A 22,898-nucleotide genomic window follows, 5' to 3' on the forward strand; every position below is an offset into this window, starting at 1 on the left:
AACCACCTGATCCCATCCCGAACTCAGTAGTGAAACGATGCATCGCCGATGGTAGTGTGGGGTTTCCCCATGTGAGAGTAGGTCATCGTCAAGCTTGTATTCCAAACCCCCCATCTGCGTAGGCAGGTGGGGGGTTTGTCTTTGCGCGCGAGAAAGGCCAGGTGAAGGCAACCCGTCCAGCTATGTCAGAGGCACGGTTCTGTGCTCTGCTCGTCTAGAATAGTCATTCACTTCGCTTGAGCCTTTGCATATGGCCGATTCGGCTGACACTCATGACTTGTCGACGCTGTCACTGGATGAGTTGGTTGCGTGCCATGAGTGCGATCTCTTGATGCGCAGGCCGCCGCTGGCTGATGGTGAGCGAGCCGAGTGTCCGCGTTGCGGCTATGAGCTTTACTCGCACCGCCACCAAGTCATACGACGTAGCCTGGCCCTGGTGCTTGCGGCCTTGCTGCTTTACATTCCTGCCAATTTCCTGCCGATCATGCAGCTCAACCTGCTCGGTCAAACGACCGAGGACACGATTTGGAGTGGTGTGGTTGGGCTGTATGAGAGCGACATGCAGGGCGTGGCGGTGGTGGTGTTTCTCTGTAGCATGGCGGTGCCGTTGCTCAAGCTGCTCTGCCAGTTACTGGTGTTGCTGAGCATTGCCTGGGACATTGGTCGTGGCTATGGGTTGCTGTTCTACCGGATTTATCACCACCTGCGTGATTGGGGCATGCTCGAGGTCTATTTGATGGGCATCCTGGTCGCAATCGTCAAGCTGGCCGATATTGCTGACTTGAGCCTGGGGATGGGCTTGCTGTGTTTCGTGGGTTTGCTATTGGTTCAGGTGTGGCTGGAGGTGACGATGTCCCCGCATCAGATCTGGCGGGCGTTATCCGGGGAGGATGCATATGCGCGCGATTGATGCGGGCCTGTTGGTGTGCCACGAATGCCATAAGCTGAATAAGCTGGAGCCTGACAGTCATAAGCAGTTCTGTACGCGCTGCGGGGGCGTCATCCATGCGCGTCGTCCTGACAGCCTGGTCCGCACTTGGGCATTGCTGCTGACTGCCTCGCTGCTGTACATCCCCGCCAACTTGCTGCCGATCATGACCGTTAATTCGCTGGGCAAGGGACAGTCTGACACCATTATGTCGGGCGTCATCGAGCTGGTGAATCTCGGAATGCTGCCGATTGCCGCGGTGGTGTTCATTGCCAGTATTCTGGTGCCGACCTTCAAATTGGTCGGTATCTCCCTGCTGCTGTATTCGGTGCAGCGCCGGCAACCCATGTCGGTACGCCAGCGGATTGTCATGTACCGCTTTATCGAGTGGATTGGGCGCTGGTCGATGTTGGATATTTTCGTCATTGCGATTCTCGTGGCCGTGGTCAAGTTCGGCAGTCTGGCGAGTATCGAGCCTGGTTTCGGCTCGATAGCCTTCGCCAGCGTGGTGATTTTGACGATGCTTGCAGCTTTAACTTTCGATCCCCGCTTGATTTGGGATAACACGGAGTCGGATGCCGACCATGACTGATTTACCCATGGCGAGAACGCGCCCTGCTTCCAACTGGTCTGCCATCTGGGTATTGCCGCTGATTGCCTTGCTGATTGGTGCCTGGCTGGGTTGGCGCGCCTATAGCGAGGCGGGGATCGAAATTCAGGTGATTTTCCCCAGTGGTGAAGGCATTCAGGCCGGCAAGACGGAAGTGATATACAAGGGCATGGCGATCGGCAAGGTCAAGGCTATGGTTTTGGACGACAGTGGCCCGAACCTCGGGGTTGTCGCCACTGTGGAAATGCACAAGAAAGTTGAGCCGCATCTGCGCAGCAATACACGCTTCTGGCTGGTCAAACCAAGCGTGAGCCTGGTGGGCATCACCGGGTTGGAAACCCTGGTGTCGGGTAACTACATTGCGGTCAGTCCAGGTGACGGTGAACCGGCTCTGGAGTTTGTGGCGCTGCCCGAGCCTCCCCCTTTATCGGATGATCGGCCTGGGTTGCACCTGACCCTGAAGGCCGAGCGCCTCGGCTCACTGAACCGTGACAGTCCGGTGTTCTACAAACAGATTCAGGTAGGCCGGGTGAAAAGCTATGGCCTCGCCGACGATCAGAGCACGGTAGAGGTGAAGCTCTATATCGAACCGACTTATGCCGCTCTGGTGCGTAAACATACGCGTTTCTGGAATGCCAGCGGCATCAGCATCGACGCCGGATTGTCGGGCTTCAAGCTGCGCAGTGAGTCGCTGGCCAGCATAGTGGCGGGAGGGATCGCCTTCGCCACGCCGGAACATCGCACGGATAGTCCGGCGACTGACCCGAGCATCCCGTTTCGCCTGTATGAAGATTTTGAAGCGGCCCAGGCCGGCATCAGGGTGTTGGTCAAAATGACCGATTTCGAAGGATTGCAGGCCGGACGCACGCCGGTGCTGTACAACGGGATCCAGGCCGGCACCTTGAAGGCGCTCAAGGTCAATGATGACCTCACCGGCGCCTTGGCCGAGTTGACTCTCGATCCGCGTACCGAAGATTTTCTGGTTGAAGGCACCGAGTTCTGGGTGGTCAAACCCTCGATTTCCCTGGCCGGGATCACCGGTCTCGAGGCTCTGGTCAAGGGCAATTACATTGCCGTGCGCCCCGGCGAAAAAGGTGCTGCGGCCAAGCGTGACTTCGAGGCGCGGCCCAAGGCGCCGCCGCTCAATCTGGACGCGCCCGGCCTGCACCTGGTGCTGTTCAGCGATTACCGTGGTTCGCTGGAGGTCGGTAGCCCGGTCCTCTATAGGCAAGTGGCGGTCGGGTCGGTGCAGAGCGTTCAGCTCTCGCGCAATAACCGACGGGTGGTTTTGGGTCTACATGTCGAGCCCGAGTACGCGCATCTGGTGAACAGCTCAACGCGGTTCTGGAATGCCAGTGGGATTACCTTGAAAGGCGGTTTGTCCGGGCTCGAGGTCAAGAGCGAGTCGCTGCAGACCCTGTTGTCTGGCGGCATCGGGTTCGATACCACGGATCTGCAGGCCCCGGCACCAGCCAGACGAGTGCCACGCTTTCATCTATACGAGAGTCGCGCAGTGGCCATGCGCGATGGCGTGGCGATTAGCATTCGGGTGGACCGCGGCGATGGCCTGGGCCCGGGTACAGCGATTCGCTACAGAGGCCTGGATGTCGGCCAGGTCGACAGTATCGAGCTCAGCGATGACCTGCAGGCGGTACTTTTGCACGCCCGCGTGACCCTGGCGACTCAGCAGATCGCCCGGGTGGGTAGCCAGTTCTGGGTGGTCAAGCCGGAGCTCAGCCTGACCCGGGTGACCAACTTGGATACCCTGGTCAGTGGCCCGTACCTGGAAGTGCTGCCGGCGAATAGGGCTGGAGTCAAACAGACCGAGTTTGTTGCGCTAACCGAACCGCCAAATCAGGCCATGAGCGAGCTTGGCTTGCGCCTGGTGCTCAGCGCGGCGCGGCGCAGCTCACTGAAATCCGGTGTGCCGGTGACCTACCGCGAAGTGCCGGTGGGCAAGGTGACCGGCTATGAGCTCGGGCCGACCGCGGATCGGGTGTTGATCCATCTCTTGGTCGAACCGCGTTATGCCGGCCTGGTGCGCACCGGCAGCCGCTTCTGGAGTACCTCCGGCATCGGTGTCGAAGCGGGCTTGTTCAAGGGGGTGAAGGTGCGTAGCGAATCCCTGGAAACTATTATCGAAGGCGGTGTGGCGTTTGCCACTCCAGAGGAGCCCACGAGCAACCAGGCCAGGCAGGGACAGACCTTTGCCCTGTTCGACGAGCCGCAGGAAGAGTGGCTGCGCTGGGCGCCGAAGATCGCCTTGCCGAAATAATAGGCAAGGCGCATATAACCAGGGCCGCATAGGCGGGCCTGGTTATATGTGACTACTGGTTCAGGCCGGCTCGACCACCTCGACAGGTTGGGGGGGCTGCAGGTTGCTGGTTCCCCGACGCTGGATGTACTTCCAATCCGCTTCGTCGATATAGATGCCGTTCGGCCCGCTACCGCCTTCCAGGTCGATGGCCACATGGGCCGAGACCTGGGGCTTGACCGAGGCCAGAATCGGCACGAAACCGAGCTGCAGGCTGGTTTCGATCAGCGCCTGCTGATTCTTCTCGTCGATGTCCGCCGCCTCGTCCAGGTAGTAGGGCAGGCGAATACGTCCGGCCTGATCGCGATCCATCAGGTGCAGCAACAGGTACATGTTGGTCAGCGCCTTGATGGTCATGGTGGTGCCGTTCGACGCGGCGCCGTCGATGTCGGTGTGGATCACCGGTTGGCCATGCACCTTGGTGATTTCGAAGGCCAGCTCGAACAGATCCTTGAGGCCCAGCTGGTTGTTGTTCGCGGCGACCAGGCGCGCAAGGTATTCCTTGGCTTCCTCGTTCTTGCTGTCCTGATCGGCGCTCTGATGCAGATCGAATACCGAGAGGGTCTCGCCTTGCTCGTATTGGCCGGCGCTGTGGATGATCTGGTCGATATGCTTGAGCGCCTCCTTGTTCGGCGCCAGGACGATGCGGAAGCTCTCCAGGTTGGAGACCTGACGCTTGTTGATCTCGCGGTTGAACAGGGCCAGCTGGTGTTCCAGGTTATCGTAGTCGCTGCGGATATTGCGCAGGGTGCGGGCGATATCGGTGACCGCGGCGCGGCGCGCCTTGGCCAGGGTGATGGCTTCGTCCTGACGGTGGGCGTAGGCGTTGACCAGCAGGTGCAGGCGGCGCTCGACGTCGTCCTCGCTGTCGAACTTGGCCACGCCTTTCAAGCGTACCTGGGCATACAAGGCTTCGATCTGCCCGTCGACCCGCTGCAGGCCCTGCCAGGCGTCCTGGTAGTCATTGAGCAGGGGCAGCAGGTTATCCAGCGAGTCGTCCACCGGATCGGTGAATGGCGCGCCGAAGGGCATGTCGGCCGGCAGCAACTGGCGTCGGCGCAGGGCGTCTTCCAGGGTGCGCTGCTTGGCTTCCAGATCGGCCAGTTGACGGCCGATCAGTTGCAGCTTGGCGGACAGCTGCTGCACCCGCTCGGTAAAGGCATCGCTGCTGCGCTTGAGCCCATCCTGCGCCGCCTCCAACTGAGCAAGCTGTTCCAGCTTGGCGTCTTCTTCCACCGCCAGGGTCTGGCTGCGGCGGAAGTCCTCCAGGGCTTTCTGCGCGTCCAGCACGGCCTGGTACAACTGTTCGGACTGAGCCTTGCTGGCGGCGCGGTCGGCGGCCACCGCCTGCTGGGTTTTCAATTGCTTGTATTCGCGCTCGAGGCGGTCTTTCTGGTCGCGCAGCGCGGCGCGGTCGGCCAGTGCCTGGAGGGCCGGCGGCTCGATATGGGAAAGGTCGATGGACAGGCCGGGCACTTCGAAGCGCTCGCCCTTGAAGCCATCCAGCACGGCTTCCAGGGATTTCACCCAGGCATCGCCATCGGCAACCTGAATGCCTTTCTCGCCTAGCGGCAGGCTGAACAGCTGGCCATTGAACAGGCGCATCAGGCGATCGACGTCGGCCTGGGAGAACTCTTCGCGCAGGCGCGAGTAGCTGTTGTTGTCGGCGTGTTCGAGCTGCTGCTTGACCGATTTGAGGCGTTTGTCCAGATCGCGCAGGCGCTCGTCCAGATCCTCGCTGGAGAACTGTCGTGACTGCGCCAGGGCGCCGGCCAGTTCGTCGTGGGCGTCCTTGGCGGCGAGCAGTTGCGCCTCCAGTACTTGCACGTCGCTGACCAGGGCGAAACGGTTCTTCAGTACCGCCAGCTCACCGAGCCAGCGCTGAATTTCGCTGATCTCGCGCTCCATGCGCATCAGCTCGGCGGTGCCGCCGCGTTGCTCGTGCTGCAGGCCGTCTTGTTCGTCTCGGTAATGCTCGGCCTGGATCACCAGCTCTTCGCGGCGCGCGCCGGCATAGTCCTGCCAGGTGCCGAGCAGGGAGTCGAGCAGCGGCGACAGGCGATGCAACTTGCCGCGCAGTTGTTCGCGCTGGGTCACGCCGGCGGCCAGGGCTTCGATCAGCGGACCGGCGCTGACCAGCGCCTGGTAGTCCTGCTCCATACGGCGCACATCGCGGAACGCCTCTTCGGTGGCGGCGATATAGTCGACGCTGCCCGAGCGCAGGCTGTGCTCGAAGGCATCGAGGAACAGCTGCTTGAGCTTGGCCGCGGTGATCTCGCGCATGTGCAGCAGGTTGATGAACAGGGCGCGGAAGGTTTTCAGGCTCTGCTCGCTGGTCGAGCGCAGCGGGATCAGGGTCAGGTCCAGCGGGATCGAGGTGTGCCCGCCGACCAGCAGGCGGCGCAGCTCTTCCGGCTTGAGTTCAAAGGCCTTGATGCCGTCACGCTCCAGGGCGTTGAACAACTCGCGCTGACGCAGGCAGGTGCCGTCCTTCTGGTAGTGGGCCAGGTCCAGTTCGCCCTGGTAGGCGAAGAACTGGTGACCGAAACCGCCACCCGGACCGCGCCCGGCCACACCAATCACATGGGGGCCGTGGGGCAGGGCGACTTCGACGAGGATGTAGCTGGTGTCGGTGGCGAAGTAGAACTTGCGCGACTGCTCCAGGCTGTACTTGCCGAAACTCATGTCCGACATGCGTGCCAGGATGGGGAACTGCAGGGCGTTGATCGAGGCGGATTTGCCCAGGTTATTGGCGCCGTAGACCGACAGCGGGTTTTCCAGGGGAAACAGGCCGAGGCTGTAGCCGGCGGTGTTCAACAGGGCAAAGCGGCGAATGCCATAGCGCTCCTGGCTCATGCGAGAGTCTCCTGTACGGCGCGTTCGTCGGCCATGGCACGAGCCAGGGCATCTTCTTCGTCGAGAGCCGGCTCATCCTCGGCGAGGCTGATGATGTCGTCCTCGGCTTCATCGTCCAGCAGCACCGGGGTTGGCAGCGGCAGGGCGCTGTGCAGCGTGGCGGCCAGGTCGCGGTCTTGCTGCACACTCAGGCAGACATCAAGGAAGCGGTGCATGGGCGCGAGGAAGCGGTAGATGCCGTTTTCTTCGCTGGCAAAGCCCAGCTGGTTCAGGCGGCGCATGATTTTTTCTTCCAGCTCCTCGACGCTGGTGACCTCGGCCTGGAGGAACAGGTCGCGGTATTTTTCCAGCAGCGCCGGCAGTTCATCGCGGCCGAGGCTGCCACCGTCGAGCACGGCCAACGGGTCGCGGCCCTGGTCGGCGAGGTGCTCGACCAGGATGAAGGTGAACAGTGCCAAACGCTGGGCGGTCTTGTTGACCTGGGCGCCCATCTGCTCGGGAACGAAATAGTAGAAGCCGCGGCTGTCGCAGACCAGCTCATAGCCGAGCGCCTTGAACAGCGCACGGTACTGATCCTGCTGGTTGGACAGCTGAGCGTACAGCTCCGGGTCGCGGCGGCTGACGTGATAACCCTTGAATAGCTCGCGGAAGATCGGTGCCAGTTGGCTGAGTTCTTTTAGGTCAATATTCATGGCGATCCATTGAGCGCGTTATGCGTAGGGTGCGCCGTGCGCACCGCGGTTCGTGGGTGGTGCGCACGGCGCACCCTACGGCCCAGCTGATGATCTGAGCAAGGCAAAGGAGCTCAGGCTGACCTGATGCTCGGCGGTCAAATAGTCGCGGCGCTCCAGGCGTTCGCGCTGAAAGCGCGCGTCACGCGACAGGCGCGAGAACCAATACAGCAGTTCGTCGGTGGCGCCTTCAGGCTCCTGTGCCAGCAGCCAGCTCATCAAATCCGGCAATGGCAACGCCTGTTCGCAGCGCTCGATCATCTCGCGGGCGGTGCGTGGCGCGCGCGGTGCTTCGCCCTTGCGCGTGCTGCTGGCCTTGGGGAATTGCGCCGGCTTGGGTTCGAAGCGGGCCAGGGCATAGACATAAGCCTCGACCTGCGACGCCGTACCGAGAAAGGTGCTCTGCGGCCGGCTGAACAGCGGCAAGGACGCCTGCGGCACCGCGTCCAGACCTTTACGGCGGATCGCCGCCAGGGCCAGGGCCGCGCCACGGGTGACGGCGTTGTGCCGGCGGGCTTCCTCGCGCAGCGGCAGCAGCAGCTCGCGGGCGCGGCGCAGGGTCAGCTGGGCGGTGGTCTGCATCTCCAGGATGCGCGCGTGGGTGCGCAGCAGCAGGTCGTCGTCGACCAGTTGGCCGAGGCGCTGTTGTTCGCCGAGCAGGCGCAGCAACACGTGCTCGACGCGGTTGACGCCCTGCTCGAAGGCGCCGTCGGCGGCGACCAGTTGGATCATCGGCTCGACGTACTCGTCCCAGGTCGCCAGCACCTCGGCGTAACGCTGGCGCAGGGGGATCTGCCGGTCGCTGGTCTTGGCCCGCTCGGCCACGGCGACCAGCGCCTGCTCGTCGTTGGCCAGTTTCTTCAGCACGTCACGCACGCGCATATCCAGCAGGCGCAGCTGGCGGGCCAGATCTGCGGCGTCGCGCACCTCGAAGGCGTCCTTGATATAGCCGGCCAGACGCTCCAGGTGGCGCAAATAGGCCTCGATCTCCAGACACAGGCCCAGGCGGTGCTCACGGCGCAGGTAGGCGAGAAAATCGTGGATCTGTGCGTTCAGCTCGAAGCGGTTGGGGCTTTTGGCCACCGGCACCAGGATATCCAGGCGGATCCACTGATCGAGAAGGGCGGTAATGTCCACCGGCGTGCTCTCTGGCAACTGCGCCGTCAGCTGTTTGCGCAGCTCGATCAGGCTCAGGGTGCCGGTGTCGAAGCGCTCGCAGAGCGGTTCGAGCAACGTCCAGTGTTCGGCAAGGGCGCGCAGTACGCGCTTGGGATCGATCATCGAAGGCCGGTCGCTCAATCTGGGAAAAACGCCGATTGTACTGCATCGCCCGGCAATCGATTGAACCCGAACCGATCGGAGGCGCTTTGCGTGCCGAGGTGACGCAATGTGGCAGTTTGCGCCCGCACTAGTGGTGATCAGGCTAGCTGAATACGCTGGGAGCCCTGTTCAAGTGCCTGAATTTGCTGGCATGTTTTCTGCGTTAGTAGATCAAACCGCCTGCAGGGATCGAGTCTATGTCGTCCACCTCCGCCGCCCATGTCGATGCCTGTTGGCGCGAGTTGCAGGATCAGCACGACCTGGCCTGGGATCTCGATGCCATCACCGACCGCCGTGAGGCGATTGCCTTCCTGCAGCGCTTCGAGAGCCGCCTGTGTGTCTACTCGGCTTATGCGGCAACGCTCTACAGCAGCTACAGCTTCGTGGTGCCGCAGAGCGATCATGGTGGCATCACCATCCTCCCGGACGAGCGTTGCTGGAGTGAGACCTTCCATGACATCCCGGTCCATGCGGTTGAACCCACCGGTATCCATATCCTGCCGGGCGAAACCATGGGCTACCCCGGTCTCTACTTGAAGATCCCCAGCCACAATCGTCTGGTGGCCTCCAAGGAGTTGCCGTTTCAGGATGGCCTCAGGCTGCTGATCCAGCGCTATCGATCGAGGGGCGAATCGTTCCTGCCGGTGTTGATCAAGGAGGATCTGCGCGGGTTCGAGGCGCGCATGCCGTCGCTGCACCTGCACCGCATTGACCCGGCCCGGCTGGCGCACTGCTCGCCGTCGAGCATCGATGCGATCAAGGGCGCCATTGCCAGGCACCTGCTCGAGCTGTTTCGCCAGGACTGAAACGTCTGGCGCCGTAATAATCAACCCGCTGCCAGCCCGTTTTCATGGCAGATTGCTGTCATGAATTTGTCATCCCTGCTGTTCATCCTTGCTGGCGCCTGCAGCCATACGCCATGGGCGTTCGAGCTTGGCTGCGGCCCGGCCTGGCTTGCGCTAAAGCGTCGCCAACGGTCGGTTGTCAGACGAAATATCCCCATTGCTCTTTCGATATGCGCCGGTTATCGGCACAATTCGCCTCCACTTTTTGGGGAGGGGGTTGGCGCTGCTGATTTCCTGCCGGCCGACCTGTATAGGCACACAGATGATCAAGACGCCGTACTACCTCATCGACAAGCAAAAGCTGCTGGGCAATCTGCAGAAGATCGCCTATGTACGCGAACAGTCCGGTGCCAAGGCGCTGCTGGCGCTCAAGTGCTTCGCCACCTGGTCGGTGTTCGACTTGATGCAGCAGTACATGGACGGCACCACCTCCTCGTCGCTGTACGAGCTCAAGCTCGGTCGGCAGAAGTTCGCCGGCGAGACCCACGCCTACAGCGTGGCCTGGGCCGACGACGAAATCGACGAGATGCTCGCCAACTGCGACAAGATCATCTTCAACTCGATCGGCCAGCTCGAGCGCTTCGCCGACGCTTCCGCCGGCAAGGTGCGCGGTCTGCGGGTCAACCCGCAGGTGAGCAGCTCCGATTACCTGCTGGCCGACCCGGCGCGCCCGTTCAGCCGCCTGGGCGAGTGGGACCCGGAAAAGATTGCCACGGTGATGGATAAGATCTCCGGCTTCATGTTCCACAACAACTGCGAGAACGACAGCTTCGAGCTGTTCGAGCAGATGCTCGGCACCATCGAGGAGCGCTTCGGCGATCTGCTGCATCAGGTGCAGTGGGTCAGCCTCGGCGGTGGCATTCACTTCACCGGCGACGGCTATCCGCTGGATCGGTTCTGCGCGCGCCTGAAGATGTTCGCCGACACCTATGGCGTGCAGGTGTATCTGGAGCCGGGTGAGGCCGCCATCACCCAGAGCGCCTCCCTGGAAGTCACTGTGCTCGACACCCTGTTCAACGGCAAGCATCTGGCCGTGGTCGACAGCTCCATCGAAGCGCATATGCTCGACCTGTTGATCTACCGTCTGGACGCCAAGATGGCGCCCTGCGATGGCGAGTACAGCTACATGGTGTGCGGTAAATCCTGCCTGGCAGGGGATATCTTCGGCGAGTACCAGTTCGATCGTCCGCTGGCCATCGGCGATCGGCTGTCGTTTATCGACGCAGCGGGTTACACCATGGTCAAGAAAAACTGGTTCAACGGCCTTAAAATGCCGGCTATTGCAGTACGACAGCTCGATGGTAGCGTCGAGGTGGTTCGTGAATTTGGGTTCGACGACTACCTGTCCAGCCTTTCCTGAAGGCCGACGGTTAAAGGAGGTACAAAGAAATTGAAGAAGAATGTTCTGATCATTGGTGCAGGAGGTGTCGCCAAGGTGGTGGCCCACAAGTGCGCGCAGCACAACGACGAACTCGGTCGTATTGCCATCGCGTCGCGCAGCATCTCCAAATGCCAGGCCATCATCGACAGCGTAAAGGCCAAAGGTAGCCTCAAGCAGCCGGCCGAAATCAAGGCCTATGCCCTGAACGCCCTTGACGTAGAAGCAACCAAGGCACTGATCCGCGAGAGCGAATCGCAGATCGTCATCAATGTCGGCTCGGCCTTCCTCAATATGTCGGTGCTGCGAGCCTGCATGGAGACGGGTGCTGCCTACCTCGACACCGCCATCCACGAAGAACCGGGCAAGGTCTGCGAAACGCCACCCTGGTACGGCAACTACGAGTGGAAACACCTGGGCGAATGCCAGGAAAAAGGCGTGACCGCCATCCTCGGCGTCGGTTTCGATCCGGGCGTGGTCAATGCCTATGCCGCATTGGCGCAACAACAGTACTTCGACAGCATCGAGTCGATCGACATCCTCGACGTCAACGCCGGTTCCCACGGCAAGTACTTCGCCACCAATTTCGACCCGGAAATCAATTTCCGTGAATTCACCGGCCAAGTCTGGAGCTGGCAGAACAGCCAGTGGACCAGCAACAGCATGTTCGAAGTCAAACGCACCGACGACCTGCCGGTGGTCGGCGAGCAGAATCTGTACCTGACCGGGCATGACGAAGTGCATTCCCTGTCCAAACACCTGAACGTGCCCAACGTGCGCTTCTGGATGAGCTTCGGCGAGCACTACATCAATGTGTTCACCGTGCTGAACAACCTCGGCCTGCTCTCCGAGCAGCCGGTAACCACAGCAGAAGGTCTGCAGGTGGTGCCGCTCAAAGTGGTCAAGGCCGTGCTGCCGGATCCGGCCTCGCTGGCCCCGGGCTACAGCGGCAAGACCTGCATCGGTGATCTGGTCAAGGGTACGAAGGACGGCAAGCCGGTCGAGGTGTTTATCTACAACGTCGCCGACCACGCCGATGCCTATGCCGAGACCGATAGCCAGGGTATTTCCTATACGGCCGGCGTACCGCCCGTCGCTGCCGCGTTGCTGGTCGCCCGTGGCGACTGGGATGTGGCGCGCATGGCCAACGTTGAACAGCTGCCGGCCGAGCCGTTCCTCAAGCTGCTGGACGCGATGGGCCTGCCGACCCGGATAAAAGACGCCAACGGCGACCGCCCCTGGGATCAGGCCCTCTGATCGGCTGCGCGTCGGCCTGGCTGGTTTAAGCCGGGTCAGCGCTCGCTCGATTAGCAAAACGCCCGCCATTTTGGCGGGCGTTTTGCTTTTTTGGCGTAGGGTGGAAAACCGCGAAGCGTTTTCCACCGCTGTTTCTTCGTGGCCTGCTGCTGGTGGATGTAAAAAGCGACATCCACCCTACGTGCCTGTTTCTGACTGTTGATGGGCGAGAGCGACCTGTAGGGCGGGTGCAACCCGCCGGAGTCTCTTGTCCATTGGCGGGTTGCACCCGCCCTACGCTTTGATGCGCAGCGTGCCGCTGCTTTCCACGCTTCCCGCCCGCGGCGTTTCACGCGACAATCAGCGCTTATCGACATAGGCCCCCAGGTCGGGTCTGTGCTTCTGCGTAGCCGTGAGGAATTTCCAATGAGCAGCAATGACCGCGTGATTATCTTCGATACCACTCTGCGCGATGGCGAGCAGAGCCCCGGTGCCTCCATGACCGGCGAAGAGAAGCTGCGCATTGCCAAGGCTCTGGAGCGCTTGCGCGTCGATGTCATCGAGGCCGGCTTCGCCATCGCCAGCCCGGGTGACTTCGCCGCGGTCAAGGCGATTGCCGACGCCATCAAGGACAGCACCGTGTGCAGCCTGTCGCGGGCGCTGGATGCCGATATCGACCGCGCCGCCGAAGCGCTCAAGGGCGCCAACTCCGGGCGTATCCACACCTTTATCGCCACCAGCCCGATCCACATGCAGTACAAGCTGCGCATGCAGCCGGATCAGGTAGTCGAGCAGGCGGTGCATGCGGTCAAGCGCGCGCGCAACCTGTGTGCCGACGTGGAATTCTCCTGCGAAGATGCCGGTCGTTCGGAAATCGATTTCCTCTGCCGGATTGTCGAGGCGGCAATCGATGCCGGTGCGCGCACCATCAATATTCCGGATACCGTGGGCTATGCGATTCCGCACCAGTACGCGGATATGATCCGTCAGTTGCTCGAGCGCATTCCCAATGCCGACAAGGCGGTGTTCTCCGTGCATTGCCATAATGACCTGGGGTTGGCCGTGGCCAACTCCCTGGCCGCGGTGGTGGCCGGCGCGCGGCAGGTGGAATGCACGATCAACGGCCTCGGCGAGCGTGCCGGCAACGCCGCGCTGGAAGAGATCGTCATGGCGATCAAGACCCGCGCAGACCTGCTCGGCGTGCACACCCGCATCGATACCCCGCACATCCTCAGCACCTCGCGCATGGTCTCCGGCATCACCGGTTTCCCGGTGCAGCCGAACAAGGCCATCGTCGGCGCCAACGCCTTCGCCCATGAATCGGGGATCCACCAGGATGGTGTGCTCAAGCACCGGGAAACCTACGAGATCATGTCTGCCGAGTCGGTTGGCTGGAATGCCAACAAGATGGTCATGGGCAAGCATTCCGGGCGTGCGGCGTTTCGCGCGCGGCTGGAGGAGCTGGGTATCGTCCTGGCTGGCGAGGGCGAACTGAACGCCGCCTTTGCCCGTTTCAAGGATCTGGCCGACAAGAAGCACGAGATTTTTGACGAAGACCTGCAGGCGCTGGTTTCCGACAGCCTGAGCGGCGAAGCACCTGAGCACTTCAAACTGTTGAGCCTGGAAGTGGCGAGCAAAACCGGCGAAGTGCCACAGGCGCAGATCGTGGTCAGTGTCGATGGCCAGGAGCGCAGTGCAGCCGCGCAAGGCTCCGGTCCGGTGGACGCGACCTTCAAGGCCATCGAGTCGATTGCCGGTTCGCAGGCCAGCCTGCAACTGTACTCGGTCAACGCCATCACCGAGGGCACCGACTCCCAGGGCGAAGTCACCGTGCGCCTGGAAAAGGCCGGGCGCATCGTCAACGGTAATGGTGCCGACACCGACATTCTGGTGGCGTCGGCCAAGGCCTATATCAATGCCCTGAACCTGATGCAGGCCGGGCACAAGGCTCACCCGCAGGTGGCTGACGTTTGATTGCAGAGCTGCGGCGTCGCGCCTATCTGAGCGCCATGCAGGTGGCCAGTTGGCTGCCGCGTGTGGAGTTGCCCTTTGCCGCGCCCTCACGCCCGGAGCTGCTGCAACCAGCAGAGCCTGAGGTGTCCGTCGTGGCCGAGCCGGTCGCTGCGCCCGCTAGCGAACCTGTGCCGCCGAGCAGGCCCGAGCCGCTAGCCGAACGGCCGAAGATCGAGGTGCCGCGACCCAGCATCGTCCCCCGCAGCGCCAAAGTGGACACCGCCAACGCGGCCGAGACGCCCATGCCGACCAAGTCGGTAGTCGCGCCGCCGCGTTTCGCGTTGCAACTGTTGCGCGCCGGCGACTGCGCCGTGCTGGTCGAGCTGCCCACCGGCGAGCCCTTGCAGGGCCGCGACCCTGCCTACCTGTTGCTCAAGGACCTGCTGCGCGCCGCCGGCCTGCCGGACAGCCCGCAACTGGTCGGCGAGCCAGTACGTTGGCCCTTGCTGGCGCGCGGCAGCATGGACCAGGGGCCGCAGGCCGCACGGGATTACGTACAGAGCTTCGTCGCTGCGCGCCTGGAAGAACAGCAACCGTGCACCTGCCTGTGGCTGGTCGGTTTGCCGGCCATCCGCTTCGCGGGCGACGCCGATGCCGAGGTCTATAACCGCGAGTTGCAGATCGACGGCCTGGGTGCGGCCTGGGCGCTGCCCGGGCTGGAATTGCTGATGGACGAGCCTGCGCGCAAGGCCCAGCTGTGGCAGGCCATGCGCCGGGTGCGGCAACGCTGGCTGGCAGACTCTTGAACACGCCGAGCAGCGTCTGGTCTGCGCCCCTTCGCCCCTGTTTCAACCGTCTGCTGAGTCAACCTGAATGAGTGATGCAATTTCTTTCCGTCCGATGACCGAGGCGGATATAGAGGCGGTGCTGAAGATCGAGTACGCCGCTTTCAGCCATCCCTGGACCCGCGGTATCTTCCTCGACAGCCTCAAATCCTACGATTGCTGGGTGATGTTCGAGGGGCAGCAGCAGGTCGGTCACGGGGTGATCAACGTGATCATCGACGAAGCCCATCTGCTCAACATCACCATCAAGCCGGAGGTCCAGGGCCGTGGTTTTGGTTTGTTGCTGCTGGAGCGCTTGATGCAGCGCGCCATGGCGCTCAAGGCCGGCGAATGCTTCCTCGAAGTGCGCGCCAGCAACCAGTCTGCTTATCGCCTGTATGAGCGTTACGGTTTCAATGAAATCGGCCGGCGCCGCGACTACTACCCGGCTGTGGGTGGTCGCGAAGATGCGCTGGTGATGGCCTGCACGCTAATCGATTGAGCCGTTCGGAGTACGCTGTCGCGCTGAGTTGAGCGGCTCCTGGCCGGCCATTTCTTCTTCATCGAGAACATCACCGGCACCGGCTTCGTCTGCGTCGACGATGCTCAGATCCATGTCAGCTGCCTGCACTTCACCTTGCTCGAAGGGCGAGCGGGCGCCGTCGTTCCTGATCAGGTCTTCTGCTTCCAGATCGTCGCTGTCGGGGCCATAGCCGCGATCGTCATCGCCGCTCAGGCCTGCTGCACGACGTTTGCCGGGGGAAAGCTCCTCCATTATCTGCTCTTGGGCACTGGGCTCGTTCGGCGGTCCTTCCTCAGCCGCCCGATTGCGCTTGTGCTTCTCTTGCTGGTTCGTGGCCAGTTGGGCTGCTGCGTTCGTTGTGCTGGATCGGCTCATCGGTATTCCTTTTTTGGGGAAGCCATAGGGGGTTGACGGTTCTGGGGGCGGAAGATTCCCGCTGATTTCCCTCTGCGCTCGTTCGAGTGGGGTCGTTCGACTGATGTGAGTCGGCAGGTTCCGGCGGTATTGCGACCGTTTGATCGCGCGCGTAACAGTGTGTTGCTGCGCGAGCGGCACCCTGCGAGGGCGGACAGCCGTCGGTGCTGCTGCGCGCATGAATTGAAACTGTCTGCATCACTCCGGCTGTGACGACAAGGCGAAGTGGCTTGTCAAAGGCCATGCGCGCTTCGTATGGTGCGCATCGATACTTTAGGGAGCCGATGGCATGAGTGACTTACAGCACCTCTTCGACAACAACGAACGGTGGGCCGAGGCCATCACCCAGCAGGACCCCGCGTTCTTCGCCAAGCTGGCCCGCCAGCAGGCACCGGAATACCTGTGGATCGGCTGCTCCGATGCGCGGGTGCCGGCCAACGAGATCGTCGGCCTGTTGCCGGGCGATCTATTCGTCCATCGCAACGTCGCCAACGTGGTGCTGCACACCGACCTCAACTGCCTGTCGGTGATCCAGTACGCGGTCGACGTGCTCAAGGTCAGACACATCCTGGTCACTGGCCACTACGGCTGCGGCGGTGTGCGTGCCTCCATGCAGGACACCCAGTTCGGCTTGATCGACGGCTGGCTGCGGACCATCCGCGATTTGTATTACGAGCACCGCGAGCACCTGGCGACCTTGCCCAGCGAGGAGGAGCGGGTCGACCGCCTCTGTGAACTCAACGTGATTCAGCAGGTGGCCAACGTCAGCCATACCACCATCGTGCAGAACGCCTGGCATCGCGGGCAGGAACTGTCGGTACACGGCTGCATCTACGGCATCAAGGACGGTCGCTGGAAGAACCTCAACGTTACCGTCAGCGGCATCGAACAGCTGCCGCCGCAATACCGCCTGCGTCCGCTCGGCCAGAACTGAGGTGGTGCACAGCTCACGCCGCCTGGCCATGCTCGGCCTGCTGCTGGCCGTGCTCTGCTGGTCGGGCAACGCCCTGGTGGCGCGCGCCTTCGCCGGCGAGATCCCTCCATTCGCCTTGTCGTTCTGGCGCTGGTGTCTGGCCCTGAGCCTGCTGCTGCCCTTCGTGCTGGCGCCGCTGTGGCGCCATCGTCCCCAGTTGCGTGCGGCCGGCTGGCGCCTGCTGGTGCTCGGCGGCCTCGGCATCGCCGGCTACAACTCGATGCTCTACAGCGCCGCGCAGACTACCGCGGCGATCAATATCACCCTGGTTAACACCTGCCTGCCTCTGATGACCTTTATCGGCGCCGGCGTGCTGCTCGGCGAATGGCCGCAACGCCGCGCCTGGTGGGGCATGGGCCTGGCGGCGATCGGTCTGCTGGTGCTGATCACCCAGGGCAGCTGGACAACCCTGACCGCGCTGTCGTTCAACCGCGGCGACCTGATCATGCTCCTGGCCGTGGCCGACTGGGCGCTGTATTCCCTGCTGCTACGACGCTGGGCCAAGTACCTGCTGCCGATCCCTCCGCTGGCCCTGCTTGGCGTGTTGATGCTGCTCGGCGTGCCGCTGATCCTGCCGTTCTACCTCGTTGAGCTCAGCCAGGGCGCCAGTTTCGTCGTCACCCCGAGCAACCTGGGCGCCATCGCCTATACGGCGGTATTCGCCTCGCTGGTCGCGTATCTCGCCTGGAACCACGGCGTGCGCGTGGTCGGCGCGGCCAAGGCGGCGCTGGCCAGTTACCTGATGCCGGTGTTCACCGCGGTACTCGGCTGGCTGTTGCTGGGCGAAGGCCTGCAGGCCTTCCACTGGCTGGGCGGCGGGCTGATCTTCACCGGGCTGCTGCTGGGCACGCAGATGAGTGCCAAGCGCGGCTGATCGGCAGGGGGGTGGCCTGCCCATGGATACCCACGCAGCCTTATCCATCAAGTGGGCGAGGCGGCCCGGTTGGATGGGGTGGGCGTGTAGGTCGGCAGCGCAGGCTGAGCGAAGCGAGACCCAGCGGCTGTTCGTGGGCTAGTGGCGCGGTTACCGCGCCGCGTTGGCCTTCTTCACTGTCTCAAGCCAGGCCGGGTCCAGCTGATTCTGCTCGGTATCCATGTCCAAGGCCGCCATAGACTCCTTGTGTCGGTTGATCTCCGCGATCATCTGGCTGAGGGCGCTGGAGTTGCCGTCCAGGTGGTGCATCTGGGTCAGGCCCAGGTGATAGAAACGCAGCAGTTTCATCGCGCTCGGATCCTGGGCGGTGACACCGACGGTGACGTGGTGCATGACATTGGTGATGCTCATCAGCCTGCGCTTGAGCTGCCAGCCGTAGACGGCCGGCGCCATCCAGGGTTGCTGCCAGAACTTGAACCGCACCAGTGCCACGGTCAGCAGCAGCCCTGCAATAATGCCGCCCAGATTCCAGCGAAAATTATCGCCGCCGGGTTCGCCGAACAGCAGCACGGTGCCGCTAGATAGCAGCATGCCCAGCAGCACAAAAAGCAGCGCAATGATCAGGGTGCTGCGGCGCGTTTGCTGGCGGTATTTCTCAGGATTCAACTGCTTGATCTCGAACATCACCTGCGCAGGACTCCTCTGTTGAGTGGGTAGCTATGTGGCGGGCATTATCACCCAGAGCCATCGTGCGGGTGCGATTAACGTTGTGGCTAGGCTGCTTGTGTTGGCCACGCTTGGGTGGCGCTGTAGGTGAGCCGACGGGCGCAGCCAGGGATAAGGGGGGCATAGCATTACCGCGACTTACGCTCGCAAGTGGTTCTGCCCCGCGTCAGGTCAGGACTTCAGCACGCCGGAGGCCTTGGCGGCGTGTGTGGCGATGGCATCCATCAGTTCTGGCGACAGGCAGTCATAGGGCTCCAGGCCAAGTGCTTTCAGCCGCGCACGTACGGCGCCCATGATCGCCGGCTCGGTGCCCGACTCGATGATCGAGGAAACGAATGCGGCGAATTGTGGCGCCGACCAGCCCTTGTCCGGGGACAGTTCGGTGTGGATGAAATCGTACCCGTAGAGAGGATGCGCGCTGTTCTCGATGCGGCCGTACATGTGCACGCCGCACTGGCTGCAGGCGTGCCGCTGGATTGCGGCCTGGGAGTCGACCACCCTCAGCTTCTCGGCGTGGTCAATGACCTGGAGCTTGTCGCGCGGCACCACCGCCACCACGGAGAACAGCGCGCCCTTCGGCTTCCAGCACTTGGTGCAGCCGCAGGCGTGGTTGTAGGCCGATTGCGCGTCGACTTGCACCCGCACGGGGTCCTGGGTGCAGTGACAGACGAGCGTGCCGCCAGCGAAATCCTTGGCCGCCGCCTGGATGCCGTTGTCGACTGACGGATGAATCGAAAATGCATTGCTCATTACCCACCTCCCTGGTCAGCAGAAGGTCCGGGGCTGTTATATCAGCCTGCCGGGCGGAGATTTAAGCTTAGCAGGGGCGGGCGCAACCAGAAGCCCCGCGCAGTGGCGGGGCGTGGTATTTCAGCGATGCTTGCGTTTGCGGGCCTCACGATCATGCCGACGATGTTTGTCGTGTCGGTACTTTTGAGCTTCGTACCTGTGCAGGCCGGGGTGCTGATGTTCGATGGAGTAGTGGCGATCCGCGCCTCTGTAATGGTCCCTGCTGCGGTCGTTGTACTCGTGATAGGCGCAGCCGCTCATCAGCAGAAACGCTGCCGCCAGGGCGAGCATTGCAATGCGAGCTAGCATGTCCGTCTCCTTAAGTCTGGGGTGGTTTATCCACGCATCCATGAGACACCAGAACGGTGTAAGGGGAGGTCAGTGAGGTGTAAAGGTCGGGTAAGGGTCGGACGACAACGAAAAGCCGCGCCTGGCTGTCGATACCGGTTGAAAATCGGCTCGGCCAGGCGTTATGGGGCATTCATTTATCGGCAACTAATTGGCGTAAGCTCTCACCGGGGAACTTGCCCTGTCTCGAGCTTGTCCTTGAGTCGCCAGCTTTGCCCGCCGATCTGCACGATGCGGGCAGGGGCAGCCCGCGATCCAGGCGCAAGCGACAGCCCATGCATCGGTCGCCAGCGATCATTAAGCCGTAAGACAGGAGATGCACCGTGAGCAAGACAGCACAGGAATACGCGGATGAGTTGATGCCGCCGAACCGCCTGCCAGATCCTGACCCAACTCCGGGGGCCCATTCCCGGTTCGTCAATGTCGACGTGGCCGCCGAGGATCGTACTCAGGAAACAAAGCAGGCAATCGCGCTGAGACTGTGCGAGCGATTCCAGCTGATATACCCCGACAGGGCGGTCTCTATCGGGCGCTTCGGCATCAACAACGAGGGATGGCGCATGTGTTTCGAGGTGGCGGCCGTATCTGCCGAGGGATAGCCCGCATACCGCACCAGGAGTCCTCCTGGGCACAACGCGGGCATGTGCGCTGTTCATAGGCGCCATCACGGTTGTCGAGATGCTCTACGGTATCGCGCGCATGGCGAACGGCATTCGCCAACCCGCAGGCTTGCGGGAGCTGGCGGCGCTTATGTTCGAGGAGGGTTTTGCCGGTAGCATTCTTCCGTTTGATACGGATGCGGCTGTTCGCTATGCAGGCCTAGCGGCTGAGAGTGAGGCGAAAGGGAAGGTCGTGGATATGGCTGGCGGGCAGATCGCCGCATCGCCGCTTTGCATGATGCGCGAATCGCTACGCGCAATGTTCGCCTTTTCGACTACCTGGGCGTTGCCGTGATCAATCCCTGGGAAGCTTGAGGTGGGTGAGCTGCCTGAGGATTTGCACGAGGGTACTCCAGGCTTAAGCAATTTGGCGTAGAGCTAGCCTGCGCCGAAATAGGGATCTTGGAGTCTACGGAATGAAAAAACTGCTTTTGATTGTCGCGATTGGTTTTGCTGTGTGGCAGTACTACCCGACGCTATCTCATAGCCCGGTCATAACCAACATCGGTAGCGACGGTAGCGTGTTGAGCCGCCCAGTGATTACGGGTGCTTCCAGTAACGCCAGATATCCATCGACTTCATTATCTGCCTCGGCGGCATCTTCCTTTAGCTGTGATGGCCGAGCTCATTGTTCCCAGATGTGTTCCTGTGAAGAAGCCACCTACTTCCTTGAGAACTGTCCTGGAACGAAGATGGATGGCGACTATGACGGCGTTCCATGTGAGAGCCAATGGTGCCAGTAAGGGCGGCTGTGGGCACTCTGTAGTCACTCACCTTTCGTTAAACCCTTGGACGCGGTCGGTTGTTCATGTCCTGCCGGCTGCATTCCGTAGTGCTTATGAGCGCTGTGGCTTTCAGACGCCAGGTAGCTAACCCACATCCTGCGCTACACCTTCGCCAGTCATTACATGATGGGGGGAGGGGATATCCTCAGCTTGCAGCGCATCCTTGGTCATTCATCCATCACCATGACCATGCGCTATGCCCACTTGTCGCCGGATCATTTGGAGTCCGCTTTGAGGCTGTCGCCCCTTGCTCAGTGCGGATATACTTCTAGGTGATAGCAATGCAATCAATGATTTCATTTGGAGGCGATATGGCCAGCATCACTATTCGAAACCTAGACGACGACATCAAGGCTCAGTTGCGTGTGGTTGCCGCAAGCCATGGCCGTTCGATGGAAGAAGAGGTCAGGGTCATTATTCGTCATGCGCTGTTTAAGTCAGAAAAAAGCGGTGGCTTGGGTAGTCGCATCAACGCTCGATTCGCTGCCGTTGGTGGGGTGGACCTCGAGGTGCCTGCTCGTAAGGACAAGGCCCGTGCCGCGAGCTTTGACGAATGATCTTGCTGGATACCAACGTGCTATCCGAGTTGATGCGGGCCAAGCCTGCTGCTGAGGTCTTGGCGTGGGTTGATGCCCAGCCTTCAAGCGAGCTGTTCACCAGTGCCATCACCGTTGCTGAAATTCTCTACGGCATCGCCCGCATGCCTGACGGCAAGCGCAAGCAAGGGTTGCTAGAGCTGGCGACACTAATGTTTGAAGAGGATTTTTCTGGCCGCATTCTTCCGTTTGATACAGAAGCGGCCGTTCACTATGCAGGCTTAGCCGCTGAGAGTGAGGCGAAAGGCACGGTCGTGGATATGGCTGACGGGCAGATCGCCGCAATCGCCGCTTTGCATGATGCGCGAGTCGCTACGCGCAATGTCCGTCACTTCGACTACCTGGGCGTTCCCGTGATCAATCCTTGGGAGGCTTGACGTGGACATGCTGCGACTACCCTAAGTGGTTACAATACGTAGCCCGTTCTAGAGCAGCTCACAAGGACCGCCTATCTCGCCTAGGTGGCTGCGCTTAGTGAAATTGCGTGAGTAAAAGCAGGCATGGTGCGATAACAGTGAAAAAAGCTAAGCGCTGCTTTTTCCAGGGAAGCCACAGGTATGCGATGGTCGCTAGCGATACTGCTGCAAAGAACAGCAAACTGCTTAATGTTAAGGCTGTTGCAAAGCACTGCATGGCGCTGGCTGGCGCAGGAGGGGGGAAAAGTAGCAATCAGCTGAGAGCCCACTCAGGGCCAGCCATCCAGCCGTCCCAAACGATAGGCTTACCCAGAAGAAAAATATGGCGAACTTTTGCATAGGCATCCTGCCGTTTCGAAAGGTGTGGGCACGCCGTAGTCACTTGGTAGTCACTGTCGCACACAAAAAAGGGCTTAGCTTTCGCTAAACCCTTGTTTTGTTTGGTGGCTACGCAGGGACTTGAACCCCGGACCCCAGCATTATGAATGCTATGCTCTAACCAGCTGAGCTACGTAGCCGATGTGGCGCGCATTATTCGCGCCCGGGGTTCTTCTGTCAACCCTTGGGGCGAAATTTATCGCGCGCGATCAAGCGCTTAGAGATTGAGGCGGAAGTGGTTGCTGTGCGGCTTGTTACCGTTGGGTTTGGTGAATTGCCTCTTCGTTTCGTGCCGGTTTTTGTAGCCGGTTCTGACTTTCTGTAACGCTGCTTCGCTCAAGTTGTGGGTGCGTGCAGTCGTGTTGGTGGCCATCTCCGATTGGGCGACCCACATCTGTCTCGGGGAGGGAAACACCGGCCTC

At 61.5% G+C, this 22,898-nt stretch carries 23 protein-coding genes, 1 tRNA gene, 1 rRNA gene and 1 pseudogene; 18 read left to right on the forward strand and 8 right to left on the reverse strand.

The genetic code is table 11. From position 1 onward, the window contains the following. From rrf to R3355_RS11130, 4 genes are all read left to right on the forward strand, one after another. Positions 1 to 94: ribosomal RNA gene (rrf, locus tag R3355_RS11115) — 5S ribosomal RNA — on the forward strand; the annotation flags it as partial. A 156-nt stretch (positions 95 to 250) separates the two neighbouring features. Then, positions 251 to 910, forward strand: coding sequence for a paraquat-inducible protein A (locus R3355_RS11120; protein ID WP_318961245.1), 660 nt, complete (start codon positions 251 to 253; stop codon positions 908 to 910). Further along, a complete protein-coding gene (locus R3355_RS11125) occupies positions 897 to 1,520 on the forward strand; it encodes a paraquat-inducible protein A (protein WP_318961246.1) in 624 nt (207 codons plus the stop codon). Before R3355_RS11120 ends, R3355_RS11125 begins: the two co-directional genes overlap by 14 nt. Then, positions 1,513 to 3,813 (forward strand): PqiB family protein, encoded by a 2,301-nt coding sequence (locus R3355_RS11130; protein WP_318961247.1) that lies wholly within the window; start codon positions 1,513 to 1,515, stop codon positions 3,811 to 3,813. The genes R3355_RS11125 and R3355_RS11130 overlap by 8 nt, the downstream gene beginning before the upstream one ends. Positions 3,814 to 3,873: 60 nt before the next feature. Here the strand turns inward: R3355_RS11130 and mksF are convergent, their stop codons facing one another. The 3 genes from mksF to mksB form a co-directional block, all read right to left on the reverse strand. Beyond that, complete coding sequence (gene mksF, locus R3355_RS11135; RefSeq protein ID WP_318961248.1) at positions 3,874 to 6,708, reverse strand: Mks condensin complex protein MksF; 2,835 nt, start codon at positions 6,706 to 6,708, stop codon at positions 3,874 to 3,876. Beyond that, positions 6,705 to 7,400, reverse strand: a complete 696-nt coding sequence (gene mksE / locus R3355_RS11140) for an Mks condensin complex protein MksE (protein ID WP_318961250.1) — start codon at positions 7,398 to 7,400, stop codon at positions 6,705 to 6,707. The genes mksF and mksE overlap by 4 nt, the downstream gene beginning before the upstream one ends. A gap of 75 nt (positions 7,401 to 7,475) precedes the next feature. After that, positions 7,476 to 8,720 (reverse strand): Mks condensin complex protein MksB, encoded by a 1,245-nt coding sequence (gene mksB / locus R3355_RS11145; protein WP_318961251.1) that lies wholly within the window; start codon positions 8,718 to 8,720, stop codon positions 7,476 to 7,478. Between the two features lie 236 nt (positions 8,721 to 8,956). Here mksB and R3355_RS11150 point away from each other — a divergent pair, with 236 nt between their 5' ends. The 6 genes from R3355_RS11150 to rimI all read left to right on the forward strand — a co-directional run bounded on the left by R3355_RS11150 (position 8,957) and on the right by rimI (position 15,497). Then, entirely contained in the window at positions 8,957 to 9,565 is a 609-nt protein-coding gene (locus tag R3355_RS11150) for a hypothetical protein (RefSeq protein ID WP_318961252.1), read from the forward strand. A gap of 301 nt (positions 9,566 to 9,866) precedes the next feature. After that, positions 9,867 to 10,964 (forward strand): carboxynorspermidine decarboxylase, encoded by a 1,098-nt coding sequence (locus R3355_RS11155; protein ID WP_318961253.1) that lies wholly within the window; start codon positions 9,867 to 9,869, stop codon positions 10,962 to 10,964. Positions 10,965 to 10,994: 30 nt separating this feature from the next. Then, entirely contained in the window at positions 10,995 to 12,239 is a 1,245-nt protein-coding gene (locus R3355_RS11160) for a saccharopine dehydrogenase family protein (protein ID WP_318961254.1), read from the forward strand. Between the two features lie 405 nt (positions 12,240 to 12,644). Further along, entirely contained in the window at positions 12,645 to 14,192 is a 1,548-nt protein-coding gene (locus R3355_RS11165) for a 2-isopropylmalate synthase (protein ID WP_318950803.1), read from the forward strand. Then, the gene (locus tag R3355_RS11170) at positions 14,189 to 14,977 is read left to right on the forward strand and encodes an energy transducer TonB (protein WP_318961255.1); all 789 of its coding nucleotides are present in this window, start codon (positions 14,189 to 14,191) and stop codon (positions 14,975 to 14,977) included. The genes R3355_RS11165 and R3355_RS11170 overlap by 4 nt, the downstream gene beginning before the upstream one ends. Positions 14,978 to 15,044: 67 nt before the next feature. Next, positions 15,045 to 15,497, forward strand: a complete 453-nt coding sequence (gene rimI / locus R3355_RS11175; RefSeq protein ID WP_318950800.1) for a ribosomal protein S18-alanine N-acetyltransferase — start codon at positions 15,045 to 15,047, stop codon at positions 15,495 to 15,497. Here the strand turns inward: rimI and R3355_RS11180 are convergent. After that, positions 15,486 to 15,893 (reverse strand): hypothetical protein, encoded by a 408-nt coding sequence (locus tag R3355_RS11180; RefSeq protein WP_318961256.1) that lies wholly within the window; start codon positions 15,891 to 15,893, stop codon positions 15,486 to 15,488. The genes rimI and R3355_RS11180 overlap by 12 nt on opposite strands. 328 nt (positions 15,894 to 16,221) lie before the next feature. Between R3355_RS11180 and can the strand changes: the two genes are divergently transcribed. Together can and R3355_RS11190 are read left to right on the forward strand one after the other, a co-directional pair. Continuing rightward, on the forward strand, positions 16,222 to 16,866 hold the full coding sequence (gene can, locus R3355_RS11185; protein WP_318950796.1) for a carbonate dehydratase: 645 nt from the start codon (positions 16,222 to 16,224) through the stop codon (positions 16,864 to 16,866). A gap of 28 nt (positions 16,867 to 16,894) precedes the next feature. Continuing rightward, on the forward strand, positions 16,895 to 17,779 hold the full coding sequence (locus R3355_RS11190) for a DMT family transporter (RefSeq protein ID WP_318961408.1): 885 nt from the start codon (positions 16,895 to 16,897) through the stop codon (positions 17,777 to 17,779). Between the two features lie 150 nt (positions 17,780 to 17,929). Here the strand turns inward: R3355_RS11190 and R3355_RS11195 are convergent, their stop codons facing one another. From R3355_RS11195 to R3355_RS11205, 3 genes are all read right to left on the reverse strand, one after another. Continuing rightward, entirely contained in the window at positions 17,930 to 18,463 is a 534-nt protein-coding gene (locus R3355_RS11195) for a DUF3087 domain-containing protein (RefSeq protein ID WP_318961257.1), read from the reverse strand. A 213-nt stretch (positions 18,464 to 18,676) separates the two neighbouring features. After that, on the reverse strand, positions 18,677 to 19,255 hold the full coding sequence (gene gfa, locus R3355_RS11200) for an S-(hydroxymethyl)glutathione synthase (protein ID WP_318961258.1): 579 nt from the start codon (positions 19,253 to 19,255) through the stop codon (positions 18,677 to 18,679). A 120-nt stretch (positions 19,256 to 19,375) separates the two neighbouring features. Then, positions 19,376 to 19,603 carry a hypothetical protein gene (locus R3355_RS11205; RefSeq protein WP_318961259.1) on the reverse strand — a complete coding sequence of 76 codons (228 nt, stop codon included), beginning with the start codon at positions 19,601 to 19,603 and terminating at the stop codon, positions 19,376 to 19,378. Positions 19,604 to 19,965: 362 nt separating this feature from the next. Here R3355_RS11205 and R3355_RS11210 point away from each other — a divergent pair, with 362 nt between their 5' ends. The 6 genes and pseudogenes from R3355_RS11210 to R3355_RS11235 all read left to right on the forward strand — a co-directional run bounded on the left by R3355_RS11210 (position 19,966) and on the right by R3355_RS11235 (position 22,059). Continuing rightward, complete coding sequence (locus tag R3355_RS11210) at positions 19,966 to 20,241, forward strand: hypothetical protein (RefSeq protein WP_318950789.1); 276 nt, start codon at positions 19,966 to 19,968, stop codon at positions 20,239 to 20,241. 79 nt (positions 20,242 to 20,320) lie between these two features. Next, positions 20,321 to 20,596: a hypothetical protein gene (locus tag R3355_RS11215; protein ID WP_318961260.1), complete on the forward strand. Its 276-nt coding sequence runs from the start codon at positions 20,321 to 20,323 to the stop codon at positions 20,594 to 20,596. 121 nt (positions 20,597 to 20,717) lie between these two features. Next, on the forward strand, positions 20,718 to 21,044 hold the full coding sequence (locus R3355_RS11220; protein WP_318961261.1) for an excalibur calcium-binding domain-containing protein: 327 nt from the start codon (positions 20,718 to 20,720) through the stop codon (positions 21,042 to 21,044). A gap of 47 nt (positions 21,045 to 21,091) precedes the next feature. Continuing rightward, positions 21,092 to 21,362: pseudogene (locus tag R3355_RS11225) on the forward strand (tyrosine-type recombinase/integrase); the annotation flags it as partial. Between the two features lie 35 nt (positions 21,363 to 21,397). Then, positions 21,398 to 21,643, forward strand: a complete 246-nt coding sequence (locus R3355_RS11230; protein ID WP_079200831.1) for a FitA-like ribbon-helix-helix domain-containing protein — start codon at positions 21,398 to 21,400, stop codon at positions 21,641 to 21,643. Further along, complete coding sequence (locus R3355_RS11235; RefSeq protein WP_318961262.1) at positions 21,640 to 22,059, forward strand: type II toxin-antitoxin system VapC family toxin; 420 nt, start codon at positions 21,640 to 21,642, stop codon at positions 22,057 to 22,059. The genes R3355_RS11230 and R3355_RS11235 overlap by 4 nt, the downstream gene beginning before the upstream one ends. A 480-nt stretch (positions 22,060 to 22,539) precedes the next feature. On the opposite strand, the gene R3355_RS11240 is transcribed toward R3355_RS11235, so the two are convergent. Further along, positions 22,540 to 22,616: transfer RNA gene (locus tag R3355_RS11240), tRNA-Met, on the reverse strand. Positions 22,617 to 22,898 lie beyond the last annotated feature (282 nt).

Origin of the sequence: Pseudomonas sp. (assembly GCF_033723075.1) — a bacterium.
GTDB lineage: Bacteria > Pseudomonadota > Gammaproteobacteria > Pseudomonadales > Pseudomonadaceae > Aquipseudomonas.

Coding starts and splice junctions, on each gene's coding strand:
- mksE (WP_318961250.1), bottom strand. CDS start 7,400: ATGAATATTGACCTAAAAGAACTCAGCCAACTGGCACCGATCTTCCGC.
- R3355_RS11205 (WP_318961259.1), bottom strand. CDS start 19,603: ATGCTAGCTCGCATTGCAATGCTCGCCCTGGCGGCAGCGTTTCTGCTG.
- mksB (WP_318961251.1), bottom strand. CDS start 8,720: ATGATCGATCCCAAGCGCGTACTGCGCGCCCTTGCCGAACACTGGACG.
- R3355_RS11165 (WP_318950803.1), top strand. CDS start 12,645: ATGAGCAGCAATGACCGCGTGATTATCTTCGATACCACTCTGCGCGAT.
- rimI (WP_318950800.1), top strand. CDS start 15,045: ATGAGTGATGCAATTTCTTTCCGTCCGATGACCGAGGCGGATATAGAG.
- R3355_RS11190 (WP_318961408.1), top strand. CDS start 16,895: ATGCTCGGCCTGCTGCTGGCCGTGCTCTGCTGGTCGGGCAACGCCCTG.
- R3355_RS11220 (WP_318961261.1), top strand. CDS start 20,718: ATGAAAAAACTGCTTTTGATTGTCGCGATTGGTTTTGCTGTGTGGCAG.
- mksF (WP_318961248.1), bottom strand. CDS start 6,708: ATGAGCCAGGAGCGCTATGGCATTCGCCGCTTTGCCCTGTTGAACACC.
- R3355_RS11130 (WP_318961247.1), top strand. CDS start 1,513: ATGACTGATTTACCCATGGCGAGAACGCGCCCTGCTTCCAACTGGTCT.
- can (WP_318950796.1), top strand. CDS start 16,222: ATGAGTGACTTACAGCACCTCTTCGACAACAACGAACGGTGGGCCGAG.
- R3355_RS11155 (WP_318961253.1), top strand. CDS start 9,867: ATGATCAAGACGCCGTACTACCTCATCGACAAGCAAAAGCTGCTGGGC.
- R3355_RS11180 (WP_318961256.1), bottom strand. CDS start 15,893: ATGAGCCGATCCAGCACAACGAACGCAGCAGCCCAACTGGCCACGAAC.
- R3355_RS11235 (WP_318961262.1), top strand. CDS start 21,640: ATGATCTTGCTGGATACCAACGTGCTATCCGAGTTGATGCGGGCCAAG.
- R3355_RS11215 (WP_318961260.1), top strand. CDS start 20,321: ATGCTCTACGGTATCGCGCGCATGGCGAACGGCATTCGCCAACCCGCA.
- R3355_RS11230 (WP_079200831.1), top strand. CDS start 21,398: ATGGCCAGCATCACTATTCGAAACCTAGACGACGACATCAAGGCTCAG.
- R3355_RS11150 (WP_318961252.1), top strand. CDS start 8,957: ATGTCGTCCACCTCCGCCGCCCATGTCGATGCCTGTTGGCGCGAGTTG.
- R3355_RS11125 (WP_318961246.1), top strand. CDS start 897: ATGCGCGCGATTGATGCGGGCCTGTTGGTGTGCCACGAATGCCATAAG.
- gfa (WP_318961258.1), bottom strand. CDS start 19,255: ATGAGCAATGCATTTTCGATTCATCCGTCAGTCGACAACGGCATCCAG.
- R3355_RS11120 (WP_318961245.1), top strand. CDS start 251: ATGGCCGATTCGGCTGACACTCATGACTTGTCGACGCTGTCACTGGAT.
- R3355_RS11195 (WP_318961257.1), bottom strand. CDS start 18,463: ATGTTCGAGATCAAGCAGTTGAATCCTGAGAAATACCGCCAGCAAACG.